Annotated in this window: 17 protein-coding genes and 2 pseudogenes; 9 read left to right on the plus strand and 10 right to left on the minus strand. The window is 63.6% G+C overall.

Annotation, left to right across the window (positions count from 1 at the left end):
• Positions 1-96: 96 nt before the first annotated feature.
• A complete protein-coding gene (locus tag CAPSK01_RS07550) occupies positions 97-327 on the plus strand; it encodes a type II toxin-antitoxin system Phd/YefM family antitoxin (protein ID WP_273703268.1) in 231 nt (76 codons plus the stop codon).
• Positions 324-725: a type II toxin-antitoxin system VapC family toxin gene (locus CAPSK01_RS07555; protein WP_034924975.1), complete on the plus strand. Its 402-nt coding sequence runs from the start codon at positions 324-326 to the stop codon at positions 723-725. The genes CAPSK01_RS07550 and CAPSK01_RS07555 overlap by 4 nt, the downstream gene beginning before the upstream one ends.
• A gap of 27 nt (positions 726-752) precedes the next feature.
• Here CAPSK01_RS07555 and CAPSK01_RS07560 read toward each other — a convergent pair whose 3' ends face one another.
• The 5 genes and pseudogenes from CAPSK01_RS07560 to CAPSK01_RS07580 all read right to left on the minus strand — a co-directional run bounded on the left by CAPSK01_RS07560 (position 753) and on the right by CAPSK01_RS07580 (position 7,946).
• Entirely contained in the window at positions 753-1,934 is a 1,182-nt protein-coding gene (locus tag CAPSK01_RS07560) for an amino acid ABC transporter substrate-binding protein (RefSeq protein ID WP_034924977.1), read from the minus strand.
• 56 nt (positions 1,935-1,990) lie between these two features.
• Positions 1,991-5,086, minus strand: coding sequence for an ATP-binding protein (locus tag CAPSK01_RS22215; RefSeq protein ID WP_273703269.1), 3,096 nt, complete (start codon positions 5,084-5,086; stop codon positions 1,991-1,993).
• Positions 5,087-5,147: 61 nt separating this feature from the next.
• A pseudogene (locus CAPSK01_RS22220) lies at positions 5,148-5,282 on the minus strand (CoA transferase); the annotation flags it as partial.
• Between the two features lie 197 nt (positions 5,283-5,479).
• Complete coding sequence (locus tag CAPSK01_RS07575; protein WP_273703270.1) at positions 5,480-7,441, minus strand: methyl-accepting chemotaxis protein; 1,962 nt, start codon at positions 7,439-7,441, stop codon at positions 5,480-5,482.
• An 85-nt stretch (positions 7,442-7,526) separates the two neighbouring features.
• The gene (locus tag CAPSK01_RS07580; protein ID WP_273703271.1) at positions 7,527-7,946 is read right to left on the minus strand and encodes a hypothetical protein; all 420 of its coding nucleotides are present in this window, start codon (positions 7,944-7,946) and stop codon (positions 7,527-7,529) included.
• Between the two features lie 24 nt (positions 7,947-7,970).
• Here CAPSK01_RS07580 and CAPSK01_RS22225 point away from each other — a divergent pair, with 24 nt between their 5' ends.
• On the plus strand, positions 7,971-10,541 hold the full coding sequence (locus CAPSK01_RS22225; RefSeq protein ID WP_273703272.1) for an ATP-binding protein: 2,571 nt from the start codon (positions 7,971-7,973) through the stop codon (positions 10,539-10,541).
• Between the two features lie 35 nt (positions 10,542-10,576).
• On the opposite strand, the gene CAPSK01_RS07590 is transcribed toward CAPSK01_RS22225, so the two are convergent.
• The 3 genes and pseudogenes from CAPSK01_RS07590 to CAPSK01_RS07600 all read right to left on the minus strand — a co-directional run bounded on the left by CAPSK01_RS07590 (position 10,577) and on the right by CAPSK01_RS07600 (position 12,588).
• Positions 10,577-11,290, minus strand: a complete 714-nt coding sequence (locus CAPSK01_RS07590) for a transporter substrate-binding domain-containing protein (protein ID WP_034924595.1) — start codon at positions 11,288-11,290, stop codon at positions 10,577-10,579.
• A gap of 328 nt (positions 11,291-11,618) precedes the next feature.
• Positions 11,619-11,852: pseudogene (locus tag CAPSK01_RS22230) on the minus strand (type I restriction enzyme endonuclease domain-containing protein); the annotation flags it as partial.
• Between the two features lie 253 nt (positions 11,853-12,105).
• On the minus strand, positions 12,106-12,588 hold the full coding sequence (locus CAPSK01_RS07600; RefSeq protein WP_034924601.1) for a hypothetical protein: 483 nt from the start codon (positions 12,586-12,588) through the stop codon (positions 12,106-12,108).
• A gap of 97 nt (positions 12,589-12,685) precedes the next feature.
• Here CAPSK01_RS07600 and CAPSK01_RS07605 point away from each other — a divergent pair, with 97 nt between their 5' ends.
• The 6 genes from CAPSK01_RS07605 to CAPSK01_RS07630 all read left to right on the plus strand — a co-directional run bounded on the left by CAPSK01_RS07605 (position 12,686) and on the right by CAPSK01_RS07630 (position 23,447).
• Positions 12,686-16,666 (plus strand): YhdP family protein, encoded by a 3,981-nt coding sequence (locus CAPSK01_RS07605; protein WP_273703273.1) that lies wholly within the window; start codon positions 12,686-12,688, stop codon positions 16,664-16,666.
• Entirely contained in the window at positions 16,663-17,508 is an 846-nt protein-coding gene (locus CAPSK01_RS07610) for a carbon-nitrogen hydrolase family protein (RefSeq protein ID WP_273703274.1), read from the plus strand. Before CAPSK01_RS07605 ends, CAPSK01_RS07610 begins: the two co-directional genes overlap by 4 nt.
• A 108-nt stretch (positions 17,509-17,616) precedes the next feature.
• Positions 17,617-19,065, plus strand: coding sequence for a metalloprotease TldD (gene tldD, locus CAPSK01_RS07615; protein WP_034924604.1), 1,449 nt, complete (start codon positions 17,617-17,619; stop codon positions 19,063-19,065).
• A 2-nt stretch (positions 19,066-19,067) separates the two neighbouring features.
• A complete protein-coding gene (locus CAPSK01_RS07620) occupies positions 19,068-20,681 on the plus strand; it encodes a mechanosensitive ion channel domain-containing protein (RefSeq protein WP_273703275.1) in 1,614 nt (537 codons plus the stop codon).
• Positions 20,682-20,718: 37 nt separating this feature from the next.
• A complete protein-coding gene (locus CAPSK01_RS07625) occupies positions 20,719-22,728 on the plus strand; it encodes a fused MFS/spermidine synthase (RefSeq protein ID WP_034924607.1) in 2,010 nt (669 codons plus the stop codon).
• 44 nt (positions 22,729-22,772) lie between these two features.
• Positions 22,773-23,447, plus strand: a complete 675-nt coding sequence (locus tag CAPSK01_RS07630; protein WP_273703276.1) for a response regulator transcription factor — start codon at positions 22,773-22,775, stop codon at positions 23,445-23,447.
• Here the strand turns inward: CAPSK01_RS07630 and CAPSK01_RS07635 are convergent.
• Both CAPSK01_RS07635 and CAPSK01_RS07640 read right to left on the minus strand, forming a co-directional pair.
• On the minus strand, positions 23,426-23,614 hold the full coding sequence (locus CAPSK01_RS07635) for an ATP-binding protein (RefSeq protein ID WP_034924610.1): 189 nt from the start codon (positions 23,612-23,614) through the stop codon (positions 23,426-23,428). The genes CAPSK01_RS07630 and CAPSK01_RS07635 overlap by 22 nt on opposite strands.
• Before the next feature lie 5 nt (positions 23,615-23,619).
• On the minus strand, positions 23,620-24,969 hold a 1,350-nt coding region (locus tag CAPSK01_RS07640; protein WP_273703277.1), incomplete at its 5' end, for an IS66 family transposase.

The following is a 24,969-nucleotide window of genomic DNA, read 5'->3' on the forward strand; positions in this document are numbered from 1 at the left end:
CTGCGCTGGCCACCTCTGAAGAAGCCGTGCCGCCCCTTGACGGTGACCACTTTGAAGACTATGGTCAGCAATGTGGTTAATCCGTTGGAGTGTGCCATGCCGACAATTCAAGCTTCCGAATTCAAAGCCAAGTGCCTTGCCTTGATGGACGAGGTCGCCAGCAAGGGCGAAATCTGGGTCGTGACAAAGAACGGCCGCCCGATCGCCGAGTTGCATCCGTACAGCGGTGGACGTTCCACGTCACCCTTCGGCTTGCACCCCAAACTCGAAATATCCGGCGACATTGTCGAACCGCTCGATGAGGTCGAGTGGAAGGCGCTGGCGTGATCATTCTCGATACCCACACCCTGCTCTGGATGGATCGCGATGACCCGGCTCTCGGGCCGGTCGCGCGGTGCCTGATCGAAGATGTCTGGCGCGCCGGCCAAGTCGCCGTGAGCGCCATCAGCTTTTGGGAGGCGGCCATGCTCGCGCAGCGCGGGCGTATCGTGCTGCCCCTTCCGGCGACAGAATGGCGCTCCGAGCTGCTCCAGGCTGGCCTTCGGGAAATTGCGCTGGATGGCCGCATTGGCATCCTTGCCACCCAACTGGAAAACATGCACCGTGACCCCGCCGACCGTTTCATCGTGGCCACTTCGTTGCAACACCAGGCAACGCTGATCACAGCCGACGTGAGCGTGCTGGCGTGGGCATCGCAGTTGCCGCGACAGGATGCGCGCTTGTGATGAGCGGAGCACCTCCTTCTCGGATTGTCAGCTCCCGATGAGCTTCGCGGTCGCCCGGGCGGGCGGCCAGACGACCTCGAATTCGCCTTTTTGCCACTGCCCGACGGTGCCGGGGATCGACGACAGTTCGCCGCGACGAAACTCGATCGGACCGAGGATGCTGTCGTGCGCCCGCGCCGCAATTTCGTCGCGCATCGCCCGCCGGTCGAGACCGACCTTGGCCGCGGCCGCCTGAATCACTTGCAGCGCCGCGTAGGTGTGACCGCTCGCCCAGCGATCCGGTTGGCGGCCGAAGCGCGCCACATGGGCGTCGAAATAGGCGCGTGCGCCGGCGCTGGTCTTGGCGTTCCAGGAGCCGATCCCGAGAATGCCTTCGCAAGCGGGTCCGAACTTCTCGACGTAGCCGGGGAACGCGGTACCGACCGCCAGATAGAAAAAGCGTGGCCGGAATCCCATTTGTTTCGCCTGTGCCGTAATGGCCTCGGTTTCGGCCGGATACGTCAGGCCGACGAAAGCCTCGGGTCGTTTCTCCATGATCGATTGCAAAACGGATGCCACATCGAACTGCCCGCGCACGTAGGCGCGCAGTTCGACGAGATCGATATTGGTACCGCGCATGGCCACCTGCAGCGACACCGCGTGCTCGATCCCGAAGGCGTCGTGCGAATGCAGAACCGCGACGGTTTTCACGCGCTGCGCGACGAACAGGTCGGTCAGCGCCGTCATCAAATGGTTGGTTTGCGGCAGCGCGGAGAAATAGTAAGGCAGGTTCATTTCGACCAGCTTGCGCGTATTGGCCGTCGGTGCGATCAGCGGATAACCGAACTTGTTGGCCAAGGGCGCGACTCCCAGGGTCATGCGCGTTCCCCAAGGCGCCAGAATCAGGTCCACCTTGTCGCGTGCCATCAGCGCGACATAAGCAGCGGTCGACACATCCTCTTGGCTTTCGTCGTCGATTCCGATCAACTGGATCCGCCGTCGCCCTGCCGGCAATTGCAGACCGCCCGCGGCATTCACCTGCTCGGCCCAAAGCAGATAGGTGGGTTCCTGGGTCACCTGTGCCGCCGCGGCGAAAGGTCCGCTGCGCGCGATCGCATAACCGATGCGAATTGGCGCGCCTTCCGCGGCGTCCGCCGGCGACCAGCCGGCGAGGCCAGCAGCGGCCAAGGCGCCGGCACCTACGAGGAAACGTCTGCGATTGAGCGACATGTCCGCAACCTCCGGGATCAGAGACTGGATTCTTCCAGCCATGGTCGGCAAACCGTTCAGGCAACGGGCCTGGGCGCCCTGGTCGACGCCCATTTGCCCACCAGTTCAAGTAGCGCCTTCGGGCGAAACGGTTTCGCCAGATAAGCGTCGAAGCCCGCCTGCAGGCATCGGTCGGCGTCGCCGACGATGGCATTGGCGGTCAGGGCGATGACCGGAATCTGCCGTTGCTCCTCGAGCGGGTAGCGCCCGCCACCGCCCGCACGGATCAGCGCCAGCGCTTCGAAGCCATCCATCTCCGGCATCTGGCAGTCCATCAGTACGAGATCGAAATGTTCATCGACCATCTTTTCGAGTGCTTCGCGGCCGTTCTCCGCGATGACCACAGTATGCCCGGCACTCTCCAGAGTGGCGCTCGCGACGAGGCTGTTGACCGCGTTGTCTTCGACCAGCAGGATGTGCGCCGGTCGGGTGGGGAGCACGGCAGCTTCCCTGGTCGCCGTTTCGGCGACGCCGCTCGGCGATGGCGCAAGCGGCAGCGTCAGCGCAAAGGTGAACGTTGAGCCCTTGCCAGGTTCGCTGGCGGCCGCGATCGACCCGCCCATCAGTTCGAGCAGATGGCGCGTGATCGAAAGCCCGAGGCCGGTACCGCCGAAGCGGCGCGTCATCGCCGTATTGCCCTGGGTGAAGGGCCGGAAGAGCCGACGCAAGGTATCGTCGTCGATGCCGATGCCGGTATCGGCAACCACGCATTCGATCTCCACCCGGTCGCCTTCCACCCGTCTCGTGAGGCACACATCGACACGACCGGCCGGGGTGAACTTGATCGCATTGCCAACCAGATTGGTGACGATCTGGCGGAAACGGTAAGCGTCGCCGATGACCAGAAGTTGGCCCAGGCGATCTGCCTTCCAGTCGAGTCGGACGGCCTTTTCCTGCGCCTGCGTGGCCAGCAGTTCGCAGGTCTCGGCGACGACGACAGCTGCGTCGAACGGCGCCTCCTCGAGCACCAGACGGCCGGCTTCGATGCGGGAAAAGTCGAGAATGTCGTTGAGAATGTGGAGCAAGGACTCGCCGGAGTTGAGGACGGTCACGGCGAGGTGGCGCTGCTCGGCGTCGAGCGGGGTGTTGAGCAGGAGTTCCGTGACACCCAGAATGCCGTTCATCGGGGTGCGGATTTCGTGGCTCATGTTGGCGAGAAATTCCGACTTGGCTCGGTTGGCGGCATCGGCCGACTCCTTGGCAAGTCGCAGCTCGATTTCGCTCGCACGGCGCTCGACAATCTGACTGCACTCCTGCATCACGTACCAGAGGATGTCGTTCAGGCTGGCGTTCGAGGTCAGGCGCTGATCGTGGAAGAAGGCCATCAGGGCCGCCAGGCGGCCGCCGCCGATCAAGGGAATGACGGCGGCAGTGGGATAACGGGACTCCGGATCGAAGGCCGAGCGCAGCCGCGCCGACATCCGCCACTCTGCCGTGTCGTCCAGCCAGAGCGGTACCCGACTTCCCCCGCAGAGCGCTTCCGCGTCCGCCGCGGGAAAGTGCGACGCTGCCGGCGTCGGCGAGCTGGCGTCCCACTGCACGCGGAACTCGCTCGTGTCGCCCGCACTGGCAGGTAAAGCGAGGCAGGCCGCCGGCCAGGCAATGTGCGCACGTACCCTGTCCATGATGTCGAACAAGGCGGATTCCGCAGCAGCGTTGCGATTGGCTGTTTGCGCGCAAAAGATCATCAAGGATTGCGTCGCCCCTTGCTCCTCCAGCCGGCGCGCGTAGGCGGTAGCCGCCTCGCGCACTCCTTCGAAGGAGTTCTTGAGATCGGCGACCTCGTTGGCCGACCGCAACACGTGAACCTTGCCGGCAAACCGCGCGGCCAGTTCGGCGGCTTCGTTGCGCAGGTCGCGCAAGGGTCGGACCGCGTAATGCAGCAGCACAACGCTGACCAATATGCTGAGTGCTGCAATCCCGGCAAACAATTGCACCGAATGCGCCCGGATTTCGGCCGCCAGTTCAGCCGCCTTGCCATGGTCGACTTCGACGATGAGGACAAAGGTTTCTCCCGCCAGACGCATCGGCAAGTACACACGCGTGTAATTGTGCGCCGGGTCGCTTACCGTTTGCGGGACAAACTGCTGGATCGCCTGGCGAATGATTTCCGGGCGAAAAACCTCGCTTCGCCGCTTCGGGCTCGACGCCGCCCCGATCGCCTCGGCGGTCGTGAAAAACACTTCGGCAGCGACCTGATCGGCAAACCGCGAAGCATAGTAGTCGTCGAAGCGGGTGCCGACGACGACCGCACCGGCAACGCCAGCCGAGTCAACGATGGGTGTCGCGACACGGACGATGAATCCGCTGGGGGCCTGAACGAAGTAGGTGCCCGATACCCCGCGCAAGGCGCGCGCGGCACCCGGGGAGTCCTTGACATCGGCCAGCGCGTCGTCGGCCGCGGTATGGAAGCGCAGTTCGCCGGACCGACCATAGATCTCGATCTGGTCGGCGACCGTGCCGCCCAGCTTGCGGTCGAGGCGATCGCGCATATTCTGGCCCGCGGCAGCACCGCTGACGATCCCGGCGATCTCTCCGTCGGCCGCCAGCAGCGTGGCGACCGCTTCGAGGCGCTTGATTTCGGCCTCGAAAACCACGCGGGCGGTATGCGCGGCGACCTCGGCATGAGCGCTTTCCTGGCTGCTCGCATAGCGTACAAGGCCATCGGTCTGGATCCGGTAGCTCACCGCGAAGGCCGCCGCGGTAACGACGACGACCAGGGCGACGGCGTAAACCGCGACCGGCCAGCGCCGCCACGAGGCCGTGTTGCGGGACGGTACGGCCGCCGGGCCGGGCAGACGTGACGAGGGTCGAAAAGCGCTCACACCTGTACTTCTCCGATCGATGGGGAACTGGGGAGCCGCCGAGAGGCCGAGGCGGTCGATGGCCGAAGTATTGTAGCGGCATTTTGCCGCCTGTCGGCCGCCGGATAGCGGCCATTTGTCCCACCTGCCAGGCGAGGAGATCGCCCCGGCCCGCCGCGGGCTGTCGATCGCCGCCGCGTCCCAGCCAAGTTCGCCGAGGATGGCTTCGGTGTGCTGGCCAAGCGCCGGGACGGCATCCATGCGCGGCGCAAAGGCGTCGACCTGGTCCGGCGGCAGCCGCGCCGGCATCGGTCCACCGCCCACGCGCGCGCAGTCGCGAGTGTTCCCAGACTGCGTGCATGTCGTTCAGGCGCGCGAAGTCGCCGCTGCCGGGTCGCTCGACCTTGATGACGCGGGCGCCGAGGTCGGCCAGTTGGCGAGTGCAAAATGGCGCCGCGATAGCGTGCTCGAGGGCGACGACGGTCATGCCTTCGAGTGGGCGCATGCCGGTTTCCTCGCGGTGTCAGAACGAGCAGGTGCTCGGCAACGTAGGGGAAGACGCGCCGTGCTGGACGAGATCAAAGGCCACGAGCCGCAGGATCTGGCGATGCTCTCGGCGGGCCTGACGGAAATTCGGCGACTGCTGGTACTCTGACGCGCCTGGCGGCGAGCGGCAGGCTGCGCCGCCAGGAAGGATATCGCTCAGGCGAGCTGGAAGCGCTTGACCGACTGCTCCAGCGTGCTGGCCAGCGACTCCAGGTGCTTTGCGATCTCCGCCATCGAGTCGACGGTATCGCTGACCTGCGTGCTGCTCGTGGCGATCGCACTGACGTTGTTCGATATCTCCTTGCTGCTGCTGCTCTGCTCGCGCAACTGGGTGGTGATGTCGTCGACACTGGAAATCACCCGCGAGGCGGAGCCGTGGATGTCATCCATCGAACATTTGGCGCGCTCCGCCTCGGCCAGCGCGTCACGAACCCGTGTCGTACCGGCGGCCATGCTCTTTTCCGCTTCCGTCATGCACGAGCGAATCTTTTCCACGGTCGAGGAAATTTCCAAGGTTGATCGCCGCGTCCGCTCGGCGAGCTTGCGCACTTCATCGGCAACGACCGCAAAGCCGCGCCCCTGTTCGCCGGCACGAGCGGCCTCGATGGCGGCATTGAGCGCCAGCAGGTTGGTCTGATCGGCGATCTCGCGAATCACATTGGCGATCGTGGCAATTTCCTCCGATTGCTGGCCAAGTTCGTTTACCGAGCGCGACGAGGCTTCGACCACCTCGGCGATCGACTTCATTTCGTCGGCCGTGCGGCTGACGATCTGCCAGCCGGCGATCGCCGCCTCGCCCGTTTCTCTCGACGTGCTGTGGACCGCATCCGAACTGCCCGAAATGTTCTGGATCGACGTCGACAATTGTTCCACCGCGGCGGCGATCGTCTGTGCTGACTGACTGGAGGCCGACGAGGCGGCCGACACCTGGCTCGAGGCGCCAGCCAGGCGACTGGCCTGCGACAACACCTCGCCGGATGTGGCATGGACGGCGGCGATCATCTCCCGCAGGTTTTCCTGCATCGTCCGCATGGCGGCCATCACGCTCTGTGTATCGTTGGGTGCCAGCCTGATCGACTGCGTCAGGTCGCCACCGGCAATGGCGCGCGCGAGCGCCGCGGCGGTCGCCGGTTCGCCGCCAAGACGGCGCGTCAGGCGCCGGATGGTGGCGCCGCTCAACAGCAAAGCGACGGTGACGGCGGTCAGCGAGCCCAGCAGCGCGACAATCAGGGTGCGCAGCGCGGCTTGCTCCTGCTGGGCCAACTCCGCCAGGATCTGCTCGTCGAGTTTCGATTCGACGGTTTTCATCAAATCGATGCGTGCTGTCGATGCCCGGAACCACAACGCCGGAGCGACGTCGAACTCCTCTCCGGCGATCGATTCGAGTGCCTTCCGGCGCATCTGGGCCACCTCCTCGACGACGCCGCCCTTGACGGTCTGGTCGACCGTGTCGCGTGCTTCGGCGGTGGCGAAAGTCCGGAAGCTTCGCATATAAAGATCGTGGGCGGCGACGATTCCGATGAAACGACGGAACGACTCGGGATCGAAAGTCTTGGCGGCGAAGGCCGCGTTCAGTGTCGCACGTTCGCGGCCCGCGAACTCCTTGGCTTGAACGAACATCAGATAGGCCGTCGCCTGACGCGCGATTTCGGCGTTGTTGGTGGCCTGGGCAACGGCGCCGATCACCTCGATGCCTGCCGAAATGGCTGCCGTATAGTGGGCAAAGGATTCTGCCGGCTTGGCCGTCAGGGCGTCGACCTGGCGGCGGAGATCGGACAGGGCGGTGACCTTGCCGATCGCCGCTTCGACGGGCTGGAGCAATGCTTGCGCCAGGCGGGGCGTTTCGCCCAGGCGCGTGGCCACCAGCTTCAGACCGTCCAGTTTCTGATTGGTCAGTTCTCGTTGGCTACTCAGTTCGGACCGGAACTGCTCGCCTCTGCTGGCCAGAAAGCCGCCCGAAAGCCCACGCTCCTTTTGCTGTTCATGAATCAGTCGGCTGCTGGCGATCGCCGCCTCGATGGCCGCGTTCGAGAGGCGGACCGAGCGCAACTCGTCGATCGCTCCCCAGACCGTGAGCGTCGAGTAAACGACCAAGGCCAGAAGGGGGAGCGAAAGCATGAAGAGCAACCGGTTTCGGGTCGACATTTCTCGGGATGGATTCGCCATCGTGAATGCCTCGCATAGGGAGTCTAAACACGCAATTCTAACGTGGACATCCAGAACGCACCATTCCGATGCGTTCTGCACTCGCTTTCCAGGCCAAGCCAGGGAGTTCTTGCGATAATCCGATCTGACGCGGCGCAACATGCCCTGCGTCAGGTTCACGATGGTTGCCGTCATTCCCGGCGGCAAGGACGACCGTGTCCTTGACCGGCAGCGTCGCGCGGCCGAATTGCGCGCGCGTCGAAAGGCGCCAGAACAAGCGCCTGGTGTCCAGCCAGTGCTGGGCGCAGGGCGCGTTGGAAGAACCAGGGTGATCGATGTCCTGCAAAACGTTTTCCCCGTAGTGGAAAATGTCTCTAAAATCCTTGGGCTTGGGCGCCCAAACGACGAATTCGGTCTGCGCAACGACCAAAGTTTGACCAGGCAATGAGCGAAGCGTCGAAGTTTGGACAAGTTTCAACGGTCTGATAGCTCTGGGGCCAGCATGGAAGCACTGCAAAAGAACTTGGTGAAGCACCACAGGATTTCCCGGCAGATCGCCGTTCGGATGGCGGTCGGGGCGCTCTTGGTCACACTGCTATCGTTGTTGAGCTTCGGCATGCTCGACTACCGGGATCGCGTCGAAGCCGCGCGGACGGCGCTGGACGAGATCGCCGGAAGCTCCGCCCCGGGCATTGCGGGCAGACTGTGGCAGTTCGACATGACGCAACTCCAGGTCATCGTCGATGGACTGACGCTGATCCCGAGCATCGGTTACGTGCTCGTGCTGGACCCGAATGGTGTCGAGGTGGCGCGAGCGGGCCAACAAATCGACGATCCGGACAGACGGCTCGAAAAGCGGGTCGATCTTGTTTATCGAGACCGCGTAATCGAGTCCCGAGTCGGCGAGCTGCTGGTGGTCGTCGATCTTTGGCGCCTCAAAGTCGCGGCGGTGGCGCGCCTGCTGCCGCTCCTGATCGCGCTCGTGCTGGTGGTCACGGCGCTTGGCGCGGTCTTTTTCGCCCTTTTCGAGCGGGCGGTCGCGCGGCACCTGATCACCATTTCCGACTATCTGTCGGGCATGTCCTTGGACCGGCTCGACAAACCGCTGACCCTCCCGCCAGCCGCCCGGCTCGACAACGAGCTGGGGGTGGTGGTCGATGCCATCAACGGCATGCGGCAACACATCCTCAAGTCGCACCGGGAACTGGAGGATCATCGGCGACACCTGGAAGAGACCGTGGCGCGGCGTACCGCCGAACTCCGGCGCCAGCAGGCGTTCGCCCAGGCCGTGTTGGAGAACATTTCCGATGGCGTCGTCGCTTGCGACGAGCGCGGCCGGCTCTCGTTCTTCAACCGCGCGGCGCGCGAGATGCCGGGCATCGCCCAGGACGACCTGCCGCCGGAGCAGTGGGTGGAGCGTTACAGGATTTTCGAGGAGGACGGCGCGACGCCCATGGCTTTAGCGGATGTCCCGCTGTTTCGCGCCCTGCAGGGGGAGAGCGTCCGCAATGCGCAGATGGTCATCGAGCAGGCGGACGGCCGCCGGCGGAATCTTCTCGTTTCCGGACAATCGATGTTCGACGCCGATGGCGCCAGGATCGGGGCGGTCGTGTCGCTGCACGACATGACCGAGCAGAAGATGGCCGAGGCCAAGCTGCTGGAAGCCAAGGATGCGGCGGAGGCGGCGAATCGCGCCAAGAGTCTGTTCCTGGCCAATATGTCGCACGAACTGCGCACCCCGCTAAACGCCATCCTCGGTTTCTCCGACCTGGTGCGCCGCAGTTCCGGCCTGTCCGAGACCCAGCAATCGAACCTGGCCATCATCCACAAGAGCGGCGATCACCTGCTCGGTCTCATCAACGACGTACTCGACCTGGCGAAGATCGAGGCCGGGCGCACCGAGATCGAGCGCGCGCCCTTCGACTTGGCCGATCTGATCGACGGGATCGCCAACATGATGCGCGTCCGCGCCCTCGAGAAGGGACTGCAGCTACTGGTCGTGCAGGCACCCGAGTTTCCCCGCCATATCGTCGACGACCAAACCAAGTTGCGCCAGATTCTCATCAACCTGCTGTCCAACGCGGTGAAGGCCACCGAGGAGGGTGGTGTCACCCTGCGTCTGGGCGTCGAACCGGAGCCCACCGAGCGCCTGGTTCTGGAGGTCGAAGACACCGGCATCGGCATCGCCCCGCAGGAACAGGGGCGCATCTTCGAGGCTTTCGTCCAGTCCGGCGCTTCCGGAAGTTGGCAGGGCACCGGACTGGGCCTGGCCATCACTCGGCAATTCGTCGCCATGATGGGCGGCCAACTGACGCTCTCGAGCGAAGTCGGGAAAGGCAGCCTCTTCCGGGTCGAACTGCCGCTGCGACGGGCGCGGCCGGAGGATCTTCCCGAGGCGCTGCCGGAGAAAGGCGAGGTGATCAGACTGGAAGCGGGGCAACCGGAGTACCGGATATTGGTCGTAGACGACAATCCGGAAAATTGCCTGCTGCTCACTCAGTTGTTGGAGCGAGTGGGCTACACCGTCGAGGAGGCCGACAACGGCGCCAACGCGGTGGCACGCTACCAAGCCTGGGCACCCCATTTCATCTGGATGGACCAGCGGATGCCGGTGATGAACGGGGTGGAAGCGACCCGCCGGATTCGCGCCCTGCCCGGTGGCGACGTCGTGAAGATCGCGGCCGTCACCGCCTCCTCCTTCAAGCAGGATGACGCACTCCTGCTTGAAGCCGGGTTCGACGCCATCATCCACAAGCCGTTCCGGCCCGACGAAATTCTCGAGTGCATGGAACATCTGCTCGGCGCCAAGCTTGTCCGCGCGGCGCCGCCGACGGTCGACTACGTGCCCCAACTGCCGGCGCAACAACTGGCCGCGCTGCCCGAGTCCCTGCGCCAGGCTCTCGCCGAGGCGATCATCAGTCTCGACCGCGGCCACATCAAGACGGTTCTGACGGCGATTGGCGAGTCGCAACCCACGTCTGCCGCCACGCTTGGCCATCTGGTGGACAACTACGACTACGAAACCATCCTGAACATGCTGGAGCGTGCGCCGAGCGCGGCGGACAAACCGTAAACCGACGCTCCCGCGAAATCGCTGCGCCTGTCGAACTACTTGATCAGAGAGTGTTTGGTTACGACATTGTTGAATTTGTCGAGAAACCACTTGTGTTCATGGAGAAACTTCTTGGAGAAATACATGCCGAGCGGCATGTCCCGGCAAAGTATCTTCTTGTATTTTCCGGCATCTATTTTGTTGTTGGCGAAGTACTCCTCGATCACCTTGTCGTTTACCAGTACGGCTTTGATCCTTTTGGCGTCCAGCATCTTGACCAACGCATCCATGTCGCCCGGCGTTCCCGAGATTATGTAATTGTTGTCGCGCAGATATTTTTGCATGTTTGTGCCAAGCAGAACGGCCACCGGCTCGCTTTTCTGGAATTCCCGACTATTTGGGTCAAGATTTGAATCCTTGTTCAGGAACCAATACCATTTTTGCGGCACGAAAACCTTCGACAAAACGGCGTAGGAGCTTCTCTCCTCGTTCCACGAGGCGGCAAAAAAAGCATCCGCTTCGCCATCCTTCACCATCGCCTGGGCTCTTGCCCATGGATAGATCGTAATTTCATACTTGATGTTCATCTCGTCGAGAACCCTTTTCACCACTTCTGTCGCCTCGCCGCCGACTTCGCCACTTGGCAGCTTGAAATGGTAGGGTGCCCACTCCTGGGTTGTGATAATCATTTTCCGGTTGATTCCTTCGGCGGAAAATGCGTTTGAAAAACCACAAATCCACAACACGGCCAGCAAGGCATAGTTTTTCATGTTCTCTCCATTCGTGACACCAAAGATTCGCTGATCAATGTGCCTCGCAACCCCGCTTCACTTTCGGTAGCGCCGCGCAATGAACCGCAAGAACTCCTGCCCACGGGGTTGCCTCGTCCATTTCGTGCCTTCCGAATCTACTTGGGAAAAACTGATCTGCTTCATCTCGCCACCCGACGGGCGGGAATGCCGAAATTATAGTATGCGGATAGGCTGCGACTGAATCAACGGTTCCCTGGATGCGTTCTTGGCTGATCTGGCGAACCGCGCAGGCCTGCAGCGAGAAGTCTCCGCACGGCCCCTTGCCAACACCCCGAAAGCAGGCGGTGGCCGGCGCCGGGAACCTCCTGGCCATCTCGATTATTTCGTCGATTTCGTCGATGACCGGTGCGGTTTCGATCGCCCGGTTCTGGTAGCGTTTGATCACGTTGATCAGCCACTCGGAAAACTTCTTCGCCTGCACCACGTCGCCCGCAAAGCGGCTCTTGATTTTGCCTTCGAGCAGGCGTTCCAGCCGTTTGCCGGCAAGATTGCGCTCGGGCAGGTTGCGCAACTCGGCCAGACTCGACAAGTAGCGACCGGTACAGGCGAGGCGACCAGAGGAAGCCCTCCCATGCGGCCTGGGCTGCCATCGGATCGGCCGTCCAATCGAACCTGCTCTGTCCACCGGTGGTCAACGCGAAAGAGCGCGAGCAATCGGGAGGCCAGCAGCACCCGGCCGTGCGGGAACCGCTGGATCCGTGCATCACCCAACTGCGAAACAAGGGGCCGATGTCCGCGGGAAGCCGGTCTCCATCGTTGGGCTCTCGTTTGAATCAGAGGTTGATCAGGGCCTGTGTGACCGGCCGCTGGATCGGCTCGCCATCGCCCCCTCTGATCCCGGAATCCTCGATCAGGGGCCCAGGGATGGCATTGGCCGCGTGGGCGCGAATGTCATCGAGATCGGCAGTTTTGCCGTCGCGCTCCAGCTGAGCGAGCTCGTTCAACGTGTGCTCGATCTGCCAGATCCATTGCTCATCTGGCGATGCCGTGGACGGTCCAGCTGGCCGGAGGGAGTACGCTGCCCGCAATTGGTAAGGGTGTCCCGTGTGACAATGGTTGGCAAGCGCAGTCCGGGGATTGCGCACACGTCGTTCGCATCTGTCGGGCGGTGAGCGGCAACGGGCGTGTTCCTTGAGCCAGGCGGCGATCTCCGGACGGGCCGCGAGCAGATTGCGCAGATCGCGGCTGTGCCTTTGGGCCGCCGGCCAGAGGGGTGCCGCTGCGCTGGCGCAGAGGGGATTGCGGGTGGTGTACATAAAGGCTTTGCCGGGACTGATCAGGGGCCGGCAAAGCCGTTACAATCATGGGCTGTCTGACCAGATACTCCGACATTCTAGTGACGCCTACCGACTGTTGGCAAAAGTCTTCCTGCGCTGGCCACATCTGATGCGGCAGGACGAGCTGCGCCCGGCGGTCTACCATCGCCTGCATCATCTGCTGCCCGTGATTTCGCATCCGGCGGCGCGTTGGCTCGGGCGTATCGCGGTGCGTGCCTTCTGGCTGCTCTATTTTGCTTTCGTGCTGCTGGTGCTGGTGTTGCGCTATCTGATCCTGCCGAACATCGAGACTTATCGGCCGGAAATCGAACGCCAGGTCAGCCAGATGCTTGGCCTTTCGGTTGGCATCGGACGCATTGAAGCGCGCTGGCAGGGGATCAATCCCGACCTGATCCTCTCCGATGTGCGCATTGCCGACGCGCAGGGACAGCCGGCGCTGACCCTGACGCGCGTCGAGAGCATCCTCTCGTGGTCGTCGCTGCCGCGTTGGCAGTTGCGGCTGCGCCTGTTTCGGATCACCGAACCGACGCTGCATCTGCGGCGCGACCGCGACGGAAATCTGTTCGTTGCCGGCATCGCCATTGGCAAACCGGACAACGACAGCGGTATCGCAGACTGGGTGCTGGTCCAGAAGCGCATTCGCATCAACGGTGCAACGGTGGTCTGGGAGGACGCGCAGCGCAATGCGCCACCGCTGATTCTCGAAGACGTGAACCTGGCGCTCGACAACGACGGGCGGCAGCACCGCTTCGGACTGACCGCCCTGCCAACGGCGGAACTGGCGTCAAGGATCGATCTGCGAGGGGATTTTCACGGTAGGGACAGTGCGCGCCTGGCCTCCTGGAAAGGTCAGCTCTTTGCCCAGATCGACTATACCGATCTGGCGGTCTGGCGCACCTGGATCGATTACCCGCTGGCCTTGCCTTATGGCCGCGGTGCCGTGCGCGCCTGGGCAGGCTTTGCCGACGGAAACCTGCAGGAACTGACGGCGGACCTTTCGCTCAACGGGGTCAATGTTCGCCTGGCAAAAAATCTGCCGGCGCTCGAACTCGAACACATGTCCGGTCGCCTCGGCGCGCGCTTTTCAGCAACCGGAGCAAACGTTGATGGGCGTCGCATCGAACTGGTGACGCGTGCCGTCGAGGGCAATTCCCCGGTGCCAGCCATTCATATCGAGCCGACCGATTTTCACGTCGAGTGGCAGCGCCCAGCCACCGCCGGCAGCGTACTGCGTGGTCACGCTACGGCCGGAACGCTGGAACTCGGCGCGCTCGCAGCCCTGGCGGCCTATCTGCCGCTCGATACCGGATCACGGCAGTTGCTGAACGACTTCGCACCGCGTGGCCGCATCAGCGAACTGCGTGTCGGCTGGCAGGGCGACGCCGAAAACCTGCAGGCTTATTCGCTGAAAAGCCGTTTTGACAACCTGGCACTCAAGCCCGGCGGTCGTTTTCTCGGCGTTACCGGCTTGTCCGGCTCGCTCGAGGCCAGCGAGCAGGGAGGGACCGTGCAGTTGCATTCGCAGAAGGTCAACATCGTCCTGCCCGACATATTTCCCGAATCATCGATCGCGCTCGACACCCTGAATGCACAAGCCCGATGGAAAATCGGCAAGGGCCAGTTCGACGTCGAGTTGGCGCGCGCCGAGTTTGCCGGACCCGATGCGGCCGGTGTTGCGCAGGGCAGCTACTTCAACTCCGGCGAAGGACCGGGCAGCATCGATCTGACGGCAACACTCAGCCGCGCCGACGCGCGCGCGGTCTGGCGCTACCTGCCGGCGGCGATCAACGTCGACGCGCGTCACTGGCTGCGCGACGCCCTCAAGGCTGGGGCGGCGAGCGAGGCCAAGCTCATCCTGAAAGGGGATCTGGCGAAGTTCCCGTTTCTCGACCGCAAACAGGGACAGTTTCTGGTCACCGTCAAGGCGCAGGGAGTGACTCTGGATTACGGCACCGGCTGGCCGTTGATCAGCGGAATCGATGCCGATCTTCGCTTCGAAGGGACCGGCATGGTGGTGATGGCGCGGCGTGGCACGATTCTTGGCGCCCGATTGACCGAGACGCTCGCCGAGATTCCCGACTTCGATGCGCCGGTGTCGACGCTCAGGGTGAAGGGGCGCGCCGACGGAGAGACTTCGGAATTTCTGAAGTTCATCAAGCTCAGCCCGGTCGCGGGCCAGATCGACCACTTCACCGACCAGATGAGTGCCAGCGGCAAGGGTCATCTGGATATTGCGCTGGAGATTCCCCTGGCCGAGGCACGACTCGGCGAATCCAGGATCGAAGGTACCTACACCCTGCTGGCCAACGAAGTGAACGTCGATCCGGCGCTGCCCCCCCTGCGGCAGGTCAAGGGAAGCCTGCAGTTCACCGAAACCAGCCTGCGCGTACCGGAGATCAACGCCCAGCTGTTCGGTGGCCAGGTCAGGATTAGCGGTGGGTCACAGGACGGCAAGGTGCGGGTGATTGCCGAAGGCACGCTGGCCGTGGACGACTTGCGGCGGCGCGCGGAATGGCCGCTGCTCGACAAGCTGTCCGGAAGCACCGCTTATCGTGCCGAGTTACGGGTTCGCAAGCGTGATGTCGAGCTACTGCTGGATTCGAATCTGGTCGGCGTCGCGTCGACCCTGCCGGCACCTCTCGGCAAGAGCGCTGGCGACGCGCTGGCGCTGCATTTCGAGATGGCGCCGCAGCCGACGACCGGTACGCGTGCCGCAGAGCCGATTCGCCGCGAGCAGTTGCGCGCCACCATCGGCAATGTGTTCAGCATGCAGTTGATCCGCCGCAAGCAGGGCGACGAGACTTTTCCGGAACGGGCAGCGATCATGGTTGGGCGGCCATTGGCAGCGTTGCCGGAACGTGGATTCAACGTCGGGATCAGCGTCCCGTCACTTGATGTCGGCTATTGGCAAGCACTGCTGCAGCGCAGCGGCGATGAAGAGGGTTCCGGTGCTGGCCTCCCGGTCTCGGTCGATCTCAAGGCGGACGAAGTCATCCTGCTCGGCACCTCCTACACCCGGGTCAGCATGGGGGTGTCGGGAGCGACCTCACAATGGCGGGGGGCAGTGCAATCGGATCAGGCGGTGGGCAACTTTGTCTGGGATGGATCGGGCAGCGGCAAGCTGAAGGCGCAGTTCAAGAAATGGCGCCGTCCCGAGAAGGTGAGCAAGGACGCCGAACCCGGCGAGGCGCTCAAGAAGCTGCCGGCCCTCGACATCGTGGTCGATGACTTCACGGTCGGCAAGCATCGCTTTGGGCGTCTGGATATGCAGGCCCACAACGATGGCGGGATCTGGCGGATCGACAGGATCGAATTGCTCAACCCCCATGCCAGGCTGTCCGGCAGCGGGCAGTGGCAGATCAGCGCGGCCAACCGCACGCAACTCGATTTCACGCTGGAGAGCAGCGATGTCGGCAAGTTGCTCGACCGACTGGGCTACGCCGGCGCGGTGCGTGCCGGCAGCGCGACGATGAAGGGGAAAATCGGCTGGAACGGCGAACCGGATCGGCTCGACTACGCGACGCTGAGTGGCGACATGCAACTCGATGCCAGCAAGGGACAGTTCCTGAAGCTCGACCCCGGTGCCGGCAAACTGCTCGGCCTGATCAGCCTGCAAGGCCTGCCGCGTCGGCTGAGCTTCGATTTCGGTGATGTCTTCAGCGAAGGTTTCGCTTTCGACAGCATTCACGGAAAAATGACGGTCAGCAGCGGACTGATGCACACCCAGCGCCTGCAAATCGACGGCCCGGCGGCGCATGTGGTGATGCGTGGCGACGCCGACCTGAAAAATGAAACACAGCATCTCAGGGTGACCGTCCAGCCCGAACTCGGCAGCAGCGCCGCCCTGGGGGTCGCAGTGATCAATCCGCTGGCCGGGATCGCCACGCTGCTGGCGGATAAAATCCTGCAGGGTCCGCTCAACAAGGTCTTTGCTTTCGAGTATCTGGTCACTGGCCAATGGGACGACCCCAAAGTGGAGAGAATCTCCCGCTCGGAGGCCCCGGCGCCGACCGCTGACTTGCCAATCCCCGCCAAACCCGACCGGAGTCCGCAATGAACACACGCCTCAGTGATCTGCCAGGCAACCCACCCGCTGTCCCGACACTGCGGGTCGCTGCCCTGCAAATGGTTTCGACACCACGCGTCGAAGAGAACCTGCGCACTGCCGCCCGCCTGATCGACGAAGCGGTCCTGCAGGGCGCCGAACTGCTCGCGCTGCCCGAGTACTTTGCGATCATGGGGATGCGTGACGACGACAAGGTCAAGCTGCGGGAAGTCGATGGGCATGGACCCATCCAGGACTTCCTCGCCGCGAGTGCCCGCGCACACGGCGTCTGGTTGATCGGTGGCTCGCTGCCGCTGTGGAGCGAGCATCCCGACAAGGTCCTCAATTCAAGTCTGGTCTACAATCCGCAGGGGCAGCGAGCCGCGCGTTACGACAAGATCCACCTGTTCGGCTTTCGGCAGGCTGCCGAATGCTACGACGAACGGGCGACGATCGAAGCCGGTCGTCAGCCGGTCGCCTTCAGCACGCCTTTTGGCAGGGTTGGCCTGTCGATCTGTTACGATCTCAGATTTCCGGAGCTGTATCGTGCGCTGGGTGTCACAGAGTTGCTGGTCATTCCGGCAGCCTTTACCGAAACCACCGGGCGGGCACATTGGGAGATTCTGTTGCGGGCGCGGGCAATCGAGAATCAGTGCTATGTGCTGGCCGTCGCGCAGGGCGGTCGCCACGAAAACGGGCGCGAGACGCACGGCAACAGCATGCTCGTCGATCCCTGGGGAAATATCCTTGATCGCAAGCTCAAAGGACCAGGAATCGTCATCGCCGACCTCGAACGAGCACGCCTCGACGAAGTCCGCGCCAGCCTGCCGGCGCTCGGGCACCGCGTCATGTAAGCGACGGTGCGATCCCTCACCCTGGCCGCCCTCCCGCATGCGGATGAGGAAAGATTCGCGAGTCGCTGACGCGACTTGCACGGCAACGGCAGCAACCATGGAAATTCAATGACCACAAACGCTCAAACCCTGCTCGCACAGGCCAAAAAAACCCTGCTCACGCCCTACGGCCTGGATGTCGCAGACCTGACACGGGTCTTCGGGAAAATCATGGCGCACCAGGTCGATTATGCCGACCTCTATTTCCAGTACAGCCGTTCCGAGGCCTGGAGCCTCGAGGAGGGCATCGTCAAGGCCGGCAGTTTCAGCATCGACGAGGGGGTCGGGGTACGCGCCCTGTCGGGTGAGAAAACGGCTTTTGCCTACTCCGACGATATCAGCGTCCAGGCCCTCGGCGATGCCGCCGCGGCGGTGCGGGCGATTGCCGCGGCCGGGCAGGAGCGGCGCGTGCCGACGCTGAAGAGACGCAGCGGGCATCGCTTGTATGTGCCGCAGGACCCGCTCGCTTCGCTCGACGCGGCCAGCAAGGTCAGGCTGCTCGAACGTCTGGAGACGCTGGCACGCGCCGAAGACCCGCGGGTGACGCAGGTGATGGCGCATCTCGCCGGCGAATACGAGGTGATCCTGGTGGCTGGCAGCGACGGCCGGCTGGCGGCCGACATTCGACCGCTGGTACGGGTCTCGCTGACGGTCATCGTCGAAGCAGCCGGCCAGCGCGAACAGGGTTCGGCGGGCGGCGGTGGCCGTACCGATTACGACTGTTTCAGCGATGCCGTGCTGCAAGGTTACGCACGCGAAGCCGTGCATCAGGCGCTGACCAATCTCGTCGCGCGCCCGGCGCCGGCGGGTACGATGACGGTTGTCCTGGGCTCCGGCTGGCCGGGCATCCTCCTGCACGAGGCGGTGGGGCATGGACTGGAAGGCGATTTCAACCGCAAGGGCAGTTCGACCTTTGCCAGCCGCATCGGCAGCCGCGTGGCCTCTCCGGGAGTCACCATCATCGATGACGGTACGATGGCCGAACGGCGTGGGTCGCTGAACATCGATGACGAAGGCCATCCGACGCAGCGTACGGTATTGATCGAAGACGGCATCCTCAAGGGCTACATGCAGGACAGTCTCAACGCCAGGCTGATGGGTGTTTCCCCGACCGGCAATGGTCGCCGCGAGTCGTTTGCGCACCTGCCGCTGCCCCGCATGACCAACACCGCGATGTTGAATGGCGACAAGAGCGTCGAAGAGATCATCAAATCGGTCAAGCGGGGCATCTATGCGGTCAATTTCGGTGGCGGGCAGGTAGACATCACCAATGGCAAGTTCGTCTTCTCGATGTCCGAGGCGTACCTGATCGAAGACGGCAAGGTGGGCTCACCGGTCAAGGGGGCGACCCTGATCGGCAGCGGACCGGAGGCCATGCAACAGGTGTCGATGATCGGCAACGACATGCGTCTCGACCCCGGCGTCGGTACTTGCGGGAAGGATGGCCAGAGCGTGCCGGTGGGCGTTGGCCAGCCGACCCTGCGCATTGACGGCTTGACGGTCGGCGGGACGGCCTAGTCATGTGGGCGAACACGCCCTTGTCGAAGTGGTTCGCGGCGCGGTCATGGCTGCTGTGCTGTCTGCTCCTGGTTCCTCCGGTTCTCGCCGACTCGGCCGGTCTGCGGGAAGCGACCCTCCACTACCACTTCCGGCCGATCGTCACCTTCCGAACGACGCTGGTGGGAATGACCCCCGAGACGCGCGTCCGCAGGGCGCTGGCCCGCCTCGATGCTCTGGCGGCGAACCAGATGGAGCAGCCGGTCGAAGTGACGCCGTTCACGGTTGACGGCAAGCGTGGAATCAGTGTGCGGATTGGGCAATCGGTTCTCTTCAACGTCCTGGAAGGGGATCTGGACCCCGACGAGAAGCTCTCGCTCGACGAAGCGGGGCGGCGGGCGGCCAGTGAGATGCAAGCCGCGCTGCAGGCGGCAAGCGAGCAGCATCGTCCGATGGTGCTGCTTAAGGGAGCCGGACTGTCGGTACTGGCCACCACCATTGCGCTGCTTCTGCTGTGGCTGATTCGCCGCGCGACGGTGCTGATGGTGCACCATTTGCAGGAAGTCATCGAAGCCGAGAATGCCTCCAGCCGGCTTCGCTGGGCGCGTCATGGCTGGTTGTTGGTGCAGCGGCTCGCGCAATTGCTGATGGGCTTCCTGTGGTTGAGCATCGCCTATCTCTGGCTGACCTACGTGCTGGCGCGCTTCCCGCTCACCGAGCCGCTCGGCGACCGCCTGAGCGACTTTCTGTTCGGCTTGCTCGAAACCCTCGGTGTCGGCCTGCTTGACGCCATGCCGGCGCTGACCACGGCACTGGTCATCCTGTTCCTGACCAAGGCCTTCAACGATGCGCTTGGCAACTTCTTCAAGGCGGCCAGGGAAGGCCGCGTGCAGGTGCCCGGACTGCACCCGGAGACGGTCACCGCAACCCACCGGATCGTCAGCATCCTGGTCTGGGGTCTGGGGATCGCCATCGCCTACCCGTTCATTCCGATGTCCGACAGCGACGCCTTCAAGGGCTTGTCGGTGATGTTCGGCTTCATGCTGACGCTCGGCTCGGCCGGGATCGTCAACCAGTTGATGAGTGGTCTGGTGCTGGTCTATTCGCGCGCGCTGTCGGTCGGGGATTTCGTCGACATCGGCGACCATGTCGGTGTGGTCAGCGAGGTCGGCGCGTTGTCGACCAAGATCATCAACATGCGCAACGAGGAAGTGACGATCCCCAACGCGGTTCTCGTCGGCAATCCGATCCGGAACTACTCGCGTCTGGCCGGCGCGCGTGGCACGCTGGTGTCGACCCGGGTGACCATCGGCTACGATACGCCGTGGCGGCAGGTGCATGCGATGCTGATCGCCGCCGCCGAGCAGACACCGGGTTTGCGGGCGGTCCCCAAGCCGTTCGTCTATCAGCGCAGTCTCGCCGACTGGTATGTCGAATACGAACTGTTCGCGCATATGGACAAGCCGCTCGAACGGGTTCCAGTATTGTCGGCGCTGCATGCCAACATCCAGGACCAGTTCAATACCTACGGAGTGCAGATCATGTCGCCGCACTTCGTCAGTCAGCCCCGCAACAATATAGTCGTGCCTCCCGAGGGGTGGCACGCGCCGCCGGCAGCCCCGCCACCGCAGTCCTGAGCGCCGCGCGCAAGCCTCGAAAGTCTCGAAAGTCTCGATGATCAGCTTCGCCACCACCGTTTTCCTCTCGGCCTTCCTGCTGTTCCAGATTCAGCCGATCATCGCCAAGATGATCCTGCCGTGGTTTGGTGGTTCGTCGTCGGTGTGGAGTACCTGCCTGGTCTTTTTTCAGGCCGAACTGCTGCTCGGCTACCTGTACGTCCATCTGCTGCACGAGTGGCTTTCCCCCCGCCGCCAGAATGTCGTGCATGCCGTCCTGCTGCTCCTGAGTCTGGCGACCCTGCCGGTCATTGCCGACCCGGCGTGGAAGGAAGCGGCGTTTGCTCACCCGACCTGGAACGTGCTCGTCGTGCTGGCTTCGGCGGTCGGCATGCCCTATTTGCTGCTGTCGACCACCGGGCCGCTGATGCAGGCCTGGTACGCACGATCGTTTGCGAGCCTGATGCCCTACCGGCTATACGCGCTCTCGAATTTGGCATCGATGCTCGCGCTGCTGAGCTACCCGGTACTCGTTGAACCGTACTTCCCGGTTTTTGAACAGGCCTGGGCCTGGTCGGCGGCATACGCGCTCTTCGTCCTGGCGTGTCTGGGCAGCGCCTGGCAGTCGTGGACAGGGGTGGCAAGCGAAGTCGAACGGCCCCGCGCCGAGGTGGCGCCGCGCCCGGCATGGCGCGAGTGTCTGTTGTGGGTTGGTCTGGCGATGACCGCCTCGATCCTGCTGCTGGCAATGACCCGCCATCTGACGCAGGATGTCGCGCCAGTCCCTTTCCTGTGGGTCTTGCCGCTGAGCCTTTACCTCCTGAGTTTCATCCTCTGCTTCGATGCCCCGCGGTATTACTACCGGCCCGGGTTTCTCGTGGCGCTGCCGATCGCCTTGCTGGCCCTTGACCGGGTTCTCGACGGCGGCAGCCTGCCGGTCCCGATCCTGATTGCCGTGATGTCCCTGTCCCTGTTCGTCTTCTGCATGGTCTGTCACGGCGAGCTGGTCAGGCGCCGGCCAGCGGTTCGCCACCTGACCCTGTTCTACCTGATGCTCTCGATTGGCGGGGCGCTCGGCGGGAGCTTCGTCGGCCTGCTGGCGCCGGCCGTGTTCGAGGCCTACTTCGAACTGCCGATCGGCCTGTTCCTCTGCGCTCTGCTGGTGGTCATCGTTCTCTGGCGCAATCTCAAACCGGCGTGGCGCTGGCTGCTGGTGGCCGTGCTGCTTGCCTACGGCTACCGTCTGGCAGGGATCTCGGTCGACTACGTCGAAAACTACCGACATGTGCTGCGCAACTTCTACGGCCAGTTGCGTGTGCTCGACAGGAACGACGAAGCGCTGGGTCTGAAGCGCACGATGTTGCACGGGGAGATTTACCACGGCGAACAGTTCATCTCCCCTGCCTACAGCCGGCGACCCACGGCCTACTATTGCGAGAAATCGGGAATTGGCCAGGCGCTGCTCAGCCTCGCCATTGAGCAGCCGCGGAAGATCGGGGTGCTTGGTTTAGGCGCCGGAACCCTCGCCAGCTACGGTCGGGCGGGTGACGAAATGCGCATGTACGAAATCAACGAACAGGTACTCGACCTGGCCCGCAGGGACTTCAGCTACCTTGCGGATAGCGCAGCGCAGATCGTTCCGGTGCTTGGCGATGGTCGCCTGATGCTCGAAAGCGAAGCAGTCCAGCACTTCGATCTGCTGGCGATCGATGCTTTCTCCGGCGACTCGATCCCGACGCATCTGCTGACCATCGAAGCCATGCAGACCTATCTGCGCCACCTCAAGAACGATGGTGTGCTGGCCGTGCATATCACCAACCGCTATCTCGACCTGCGACCGGTTGTTGCCGCGGCCGCCCGGCAGCTCGGCATGCGCGCCCTGATTGTCGAACTCGATGCGGATGCGGACGATGCCTTCTGCCGCGATTCGGTCTGGGTGATGATTGCCCGACCCGAACCGGCGGCGGGTCTGCTGGAGAAGATCAAGGGGGCAGTGCCGCTTGCGCCGCGACCGGGCTTCGCGGTGTGGACCGATGGTTTTTCCAACTTGCTGAAAATTCTCAAATGAGTGCCGGGTACTGAGCCGTGGCGTAGTGAATTGGGAGAGGGCACATGGACGGGCAAGAAGGTATCTCTGCCGGAGCGAAACGGACACCAGTCACGGTGCTGGTGGTCGACGACCACCCGGCCCTGCGTGCCGGCCTGCGCAGCCTGATCGATTCCGATCCTGCCCTGCGTGTACTGGCGGAAGTGGACAGCGGCGAGGCGGCCTACGCCGCCTACCGCAAGCACCGTCCGGACACCGTGGTCATGGACCTCAGCATGGAAGGCTTCGGCGGCATCGAAGCCATCCGACGCATTCGCAAGCTTGATCCACAGGCCGCCGTCCTGGTCTATAGCGTGCACGATTCGCGGGTGCTGCTCGAACGAGCGCTCGAGGCCGGCGCCATGGGTTTCGTCACCAAGGGCAGCAACGTTGAAACGCTGTTGCTGGGGCTCAAGCAAGTGGCGAAGGGCGAATCCTTCGTCAGCGCCGACCTGTTGCCGGCGCTGCTCGAGCGTCACCGCCCGTCGGGTGCCGCGCAGTTCAACCGCCTGACGCAACGCGAATTCCAGGTCTTCAGGCTGCTCAGCGAGGGTCACACGCTGCCCGAATGCGCGAGTATTCTCAATTTGAGCAGCAAGACGGTCAGCAACCATTTCACCCAGATCCGGGCCAAGCTCGGCGTTTCGAGTCTCGCAGAAATGGCACGCATGGCCATTCGTCAGGGTCTGATCGAACCCTGACGCGACCCGATCGCGATTTCAGAAGGGCTACCCACGTTCGGCAGGATCACCCGCACGCGCGTGCCCCCGCCGTGCCAACTGCGGATCTGCAGCGAGCCGCCGAGACTGAGGACGCGTTCGCGCATGCCGAGCAGACCGAAGCCCGCATGCGGTGCGTAATCGTTCACTCCCCCTATGCTGCTGCCGGGATGGCTGGGAGCGGCGGGAGCGGCAAGCCCTTGCGCGCGGCGGCGATGACGGTGCCGAGGTAGCGCCAGGAGGATGCCCCACGACGGCGGCAGGTTTCGATGACGCTGGCCAGGAGCGCGAAGGCGCGAGACCCCGCTTCGGAGCGGGTACCGTGGCTGATGTGGCGTGCAATCACCCAGTGGCGCAGCGCCTGTTCGGCGGCGTTGTTGGAAAGCGGCAGAGGGGGCTCGGCGACCGGGCGCAGGATCACGTCCCAGTCGTAGAGAAATTCGCGCACGACGCTGCGTAGCGCCGGGTGGGCATCCATCCAATGCGCCTCGCATAGGTGCCGGAGCCGCGCGAGGTCGACCGCGTAGCGCACAGGCAGCCCTTCCGGCGGCGGATCGATCCTCGCCGCGTAGATGGCGTCCATCAGCGTTTGCATGAGGCCTTCCATTTCCTTGCCGACCCCGGCCACCCGTCTATCGGTCGATTCGGCCAGGCCTCGCAATTTGCGCATCAGATGCGGCCAACAGCGCAGGCGGTTTTTCCAGGCGCGGTAGACGACGTAGCCATCGCTGATGAGAATGCCGTGATAGCCGTCTTGCAAGGCGTTCTCCAGCATTTCCGCGGTGCGCGGGCCAATGAGGAACAGCACCGTGTGGGTTGTGACCAAAGCCCACAGCCACAGCCGCAGGCCGGATTCCTTCCACGAGGTTTCATCCACATTCAGTTGCGGCGCCGGCACGATGTCCGCCACCAACAGGTCCTCCAGCGGGAAACTGGCGCGCCCCGCTTCCCGGATCGTCTCGTCGATCACGCCGGTGCTCAGCATCAGGCCGAACAATTCCATCAGCCCCTCGCGAATACGCGCCCGCGACAGGCGCATGCGCAGCCCGAGGAAGACGAGGACTCCGGCCAATTGGGGACCCACCAGGCGCCACTCGCCCAGCTCGACCTTCTCCCACTGGCTGTTCGGCGGTGCCCGCCAGGGCTGCGCACGGCTGACATGACCACAGGTACACTCCACTTCGAGCAGGAGATGACGCGTGACACTGAACATCAGCCCTATCCTGCCTTCTACCGGCGGGGCAAGGTCGATTTCGTCCCAGCCCGTGTAAGCCTCTGACTTGGCGTCCGCCGCCAGCGCTAAAGCACACGCCGCACAGTGCTCCGGTCGGTGCTCGCAAGTGGCGGTGACCGTCAGTTTCTGGGTACGGCCAAAGCCCGGACTGCCGAGCTGCTTGCCGGCCTTCTTCTTTGCCGCCTTCGGCGCTGATGGGGACTTCTCTTCCGATTGGGCCGTCTCTTCCCTTACCTCCCCGGTTTCCGTCTCCCCTTCATCCGCTTCTGC

This window comes from Candidatus Accumulibacter vicinus (genome assembly GCF_000584955.1).
GTDB lineage: Bacteria > Pseudomonadota > Gammaproteobacteria > Burkholderiales > Rhodocyclaceae > Accumulibacter > Accumulibacter vicinus.

Coding starts and splice junctions, on each gene's coding strand:
- tldD (WP_034924604.1), top strand. CDS start 17,617: ATGACCACAAACGCTCAAACCCTGCTCGCACAGGCCAAAAAAACCCTG.
- CAPSK01_RS07590 (WP_034924595.1), bottom strand. CDS start 11,290: ATGAAAAACTATGCCTTGCTGGCCGTGTTGTGGATTTGTGGTTTTTCA.
- CAPSK01_RS07610 (WP_273703274.1), top strand. CDS start 16,663: ATGAACACACGCCTCAGTGATCTGCCAGGCAACCCACCCGCTGTCCCG.
- CAPSK01_RS07550 (WP_273703268.1), top strand. CDS start 97: ATGCCGACAATTCAAGCTTCCGAATTCAAAGCCAAGTGCCTTGCCTTG.
- CAPSK01_RS07600 (WP_034924601.1), bottom strand. CDS start 12,588: ATGTACACCACCCGCAATCCCCTCTGCGCCAGCGCAGCGGCACCCCTC.
- CAPSK01_RS07575 (WP_273703270.1), bottom strand. CDS start 7,441: ATGCTTTCGCTCCCCCTTCTGGCCTTGGTCGTTTACTCGACGCTCACG.
- CAPSK01_RS07560 (WP_034924977.1), bottom strand. CDS start 1,934: ATGTCGCTCAATCGCAGACGTTTCCTCGTAGGTGCCGGCGCCTTGGCC.
- CAPSK01_RS07620 (WP_273703275.1), top strand. CDS start 19,068: ATGTGGGCGAACACGCCCTTGTCGAAGTGGTTCGCGGCGCGGTCATGG.
- CAPSK01_RS22215 (WP_273703269.1), bottom strand. CDS start 5,086: ATGCCGGCGCGGCTGCCGCCGGACCAGGTCGACGCCTTTGCGCCGCGC.
- CAPSK01_RS07625 (WP_034924607.1), top strand. CDS start 20,719: ATGATCAGCTTCGCCACCACCGTTTTCCTCTCGGCCTTCCTGCTGTTC.
- CAPSK01_RS22225 (WP_273703272.1), top strand. CDS start 7,971: ATGGAAGCACTGCAAAAGAACTTGGTGAAGCACCACAGGATTTCCCGG.
- CAPSK01_RS07630 (WP_273703276.1), top strand. CDS start 22,773: ATGGACGGGCAAGAAGGTATCTCTGCCGGAGCGAAACGGACACCAGTC.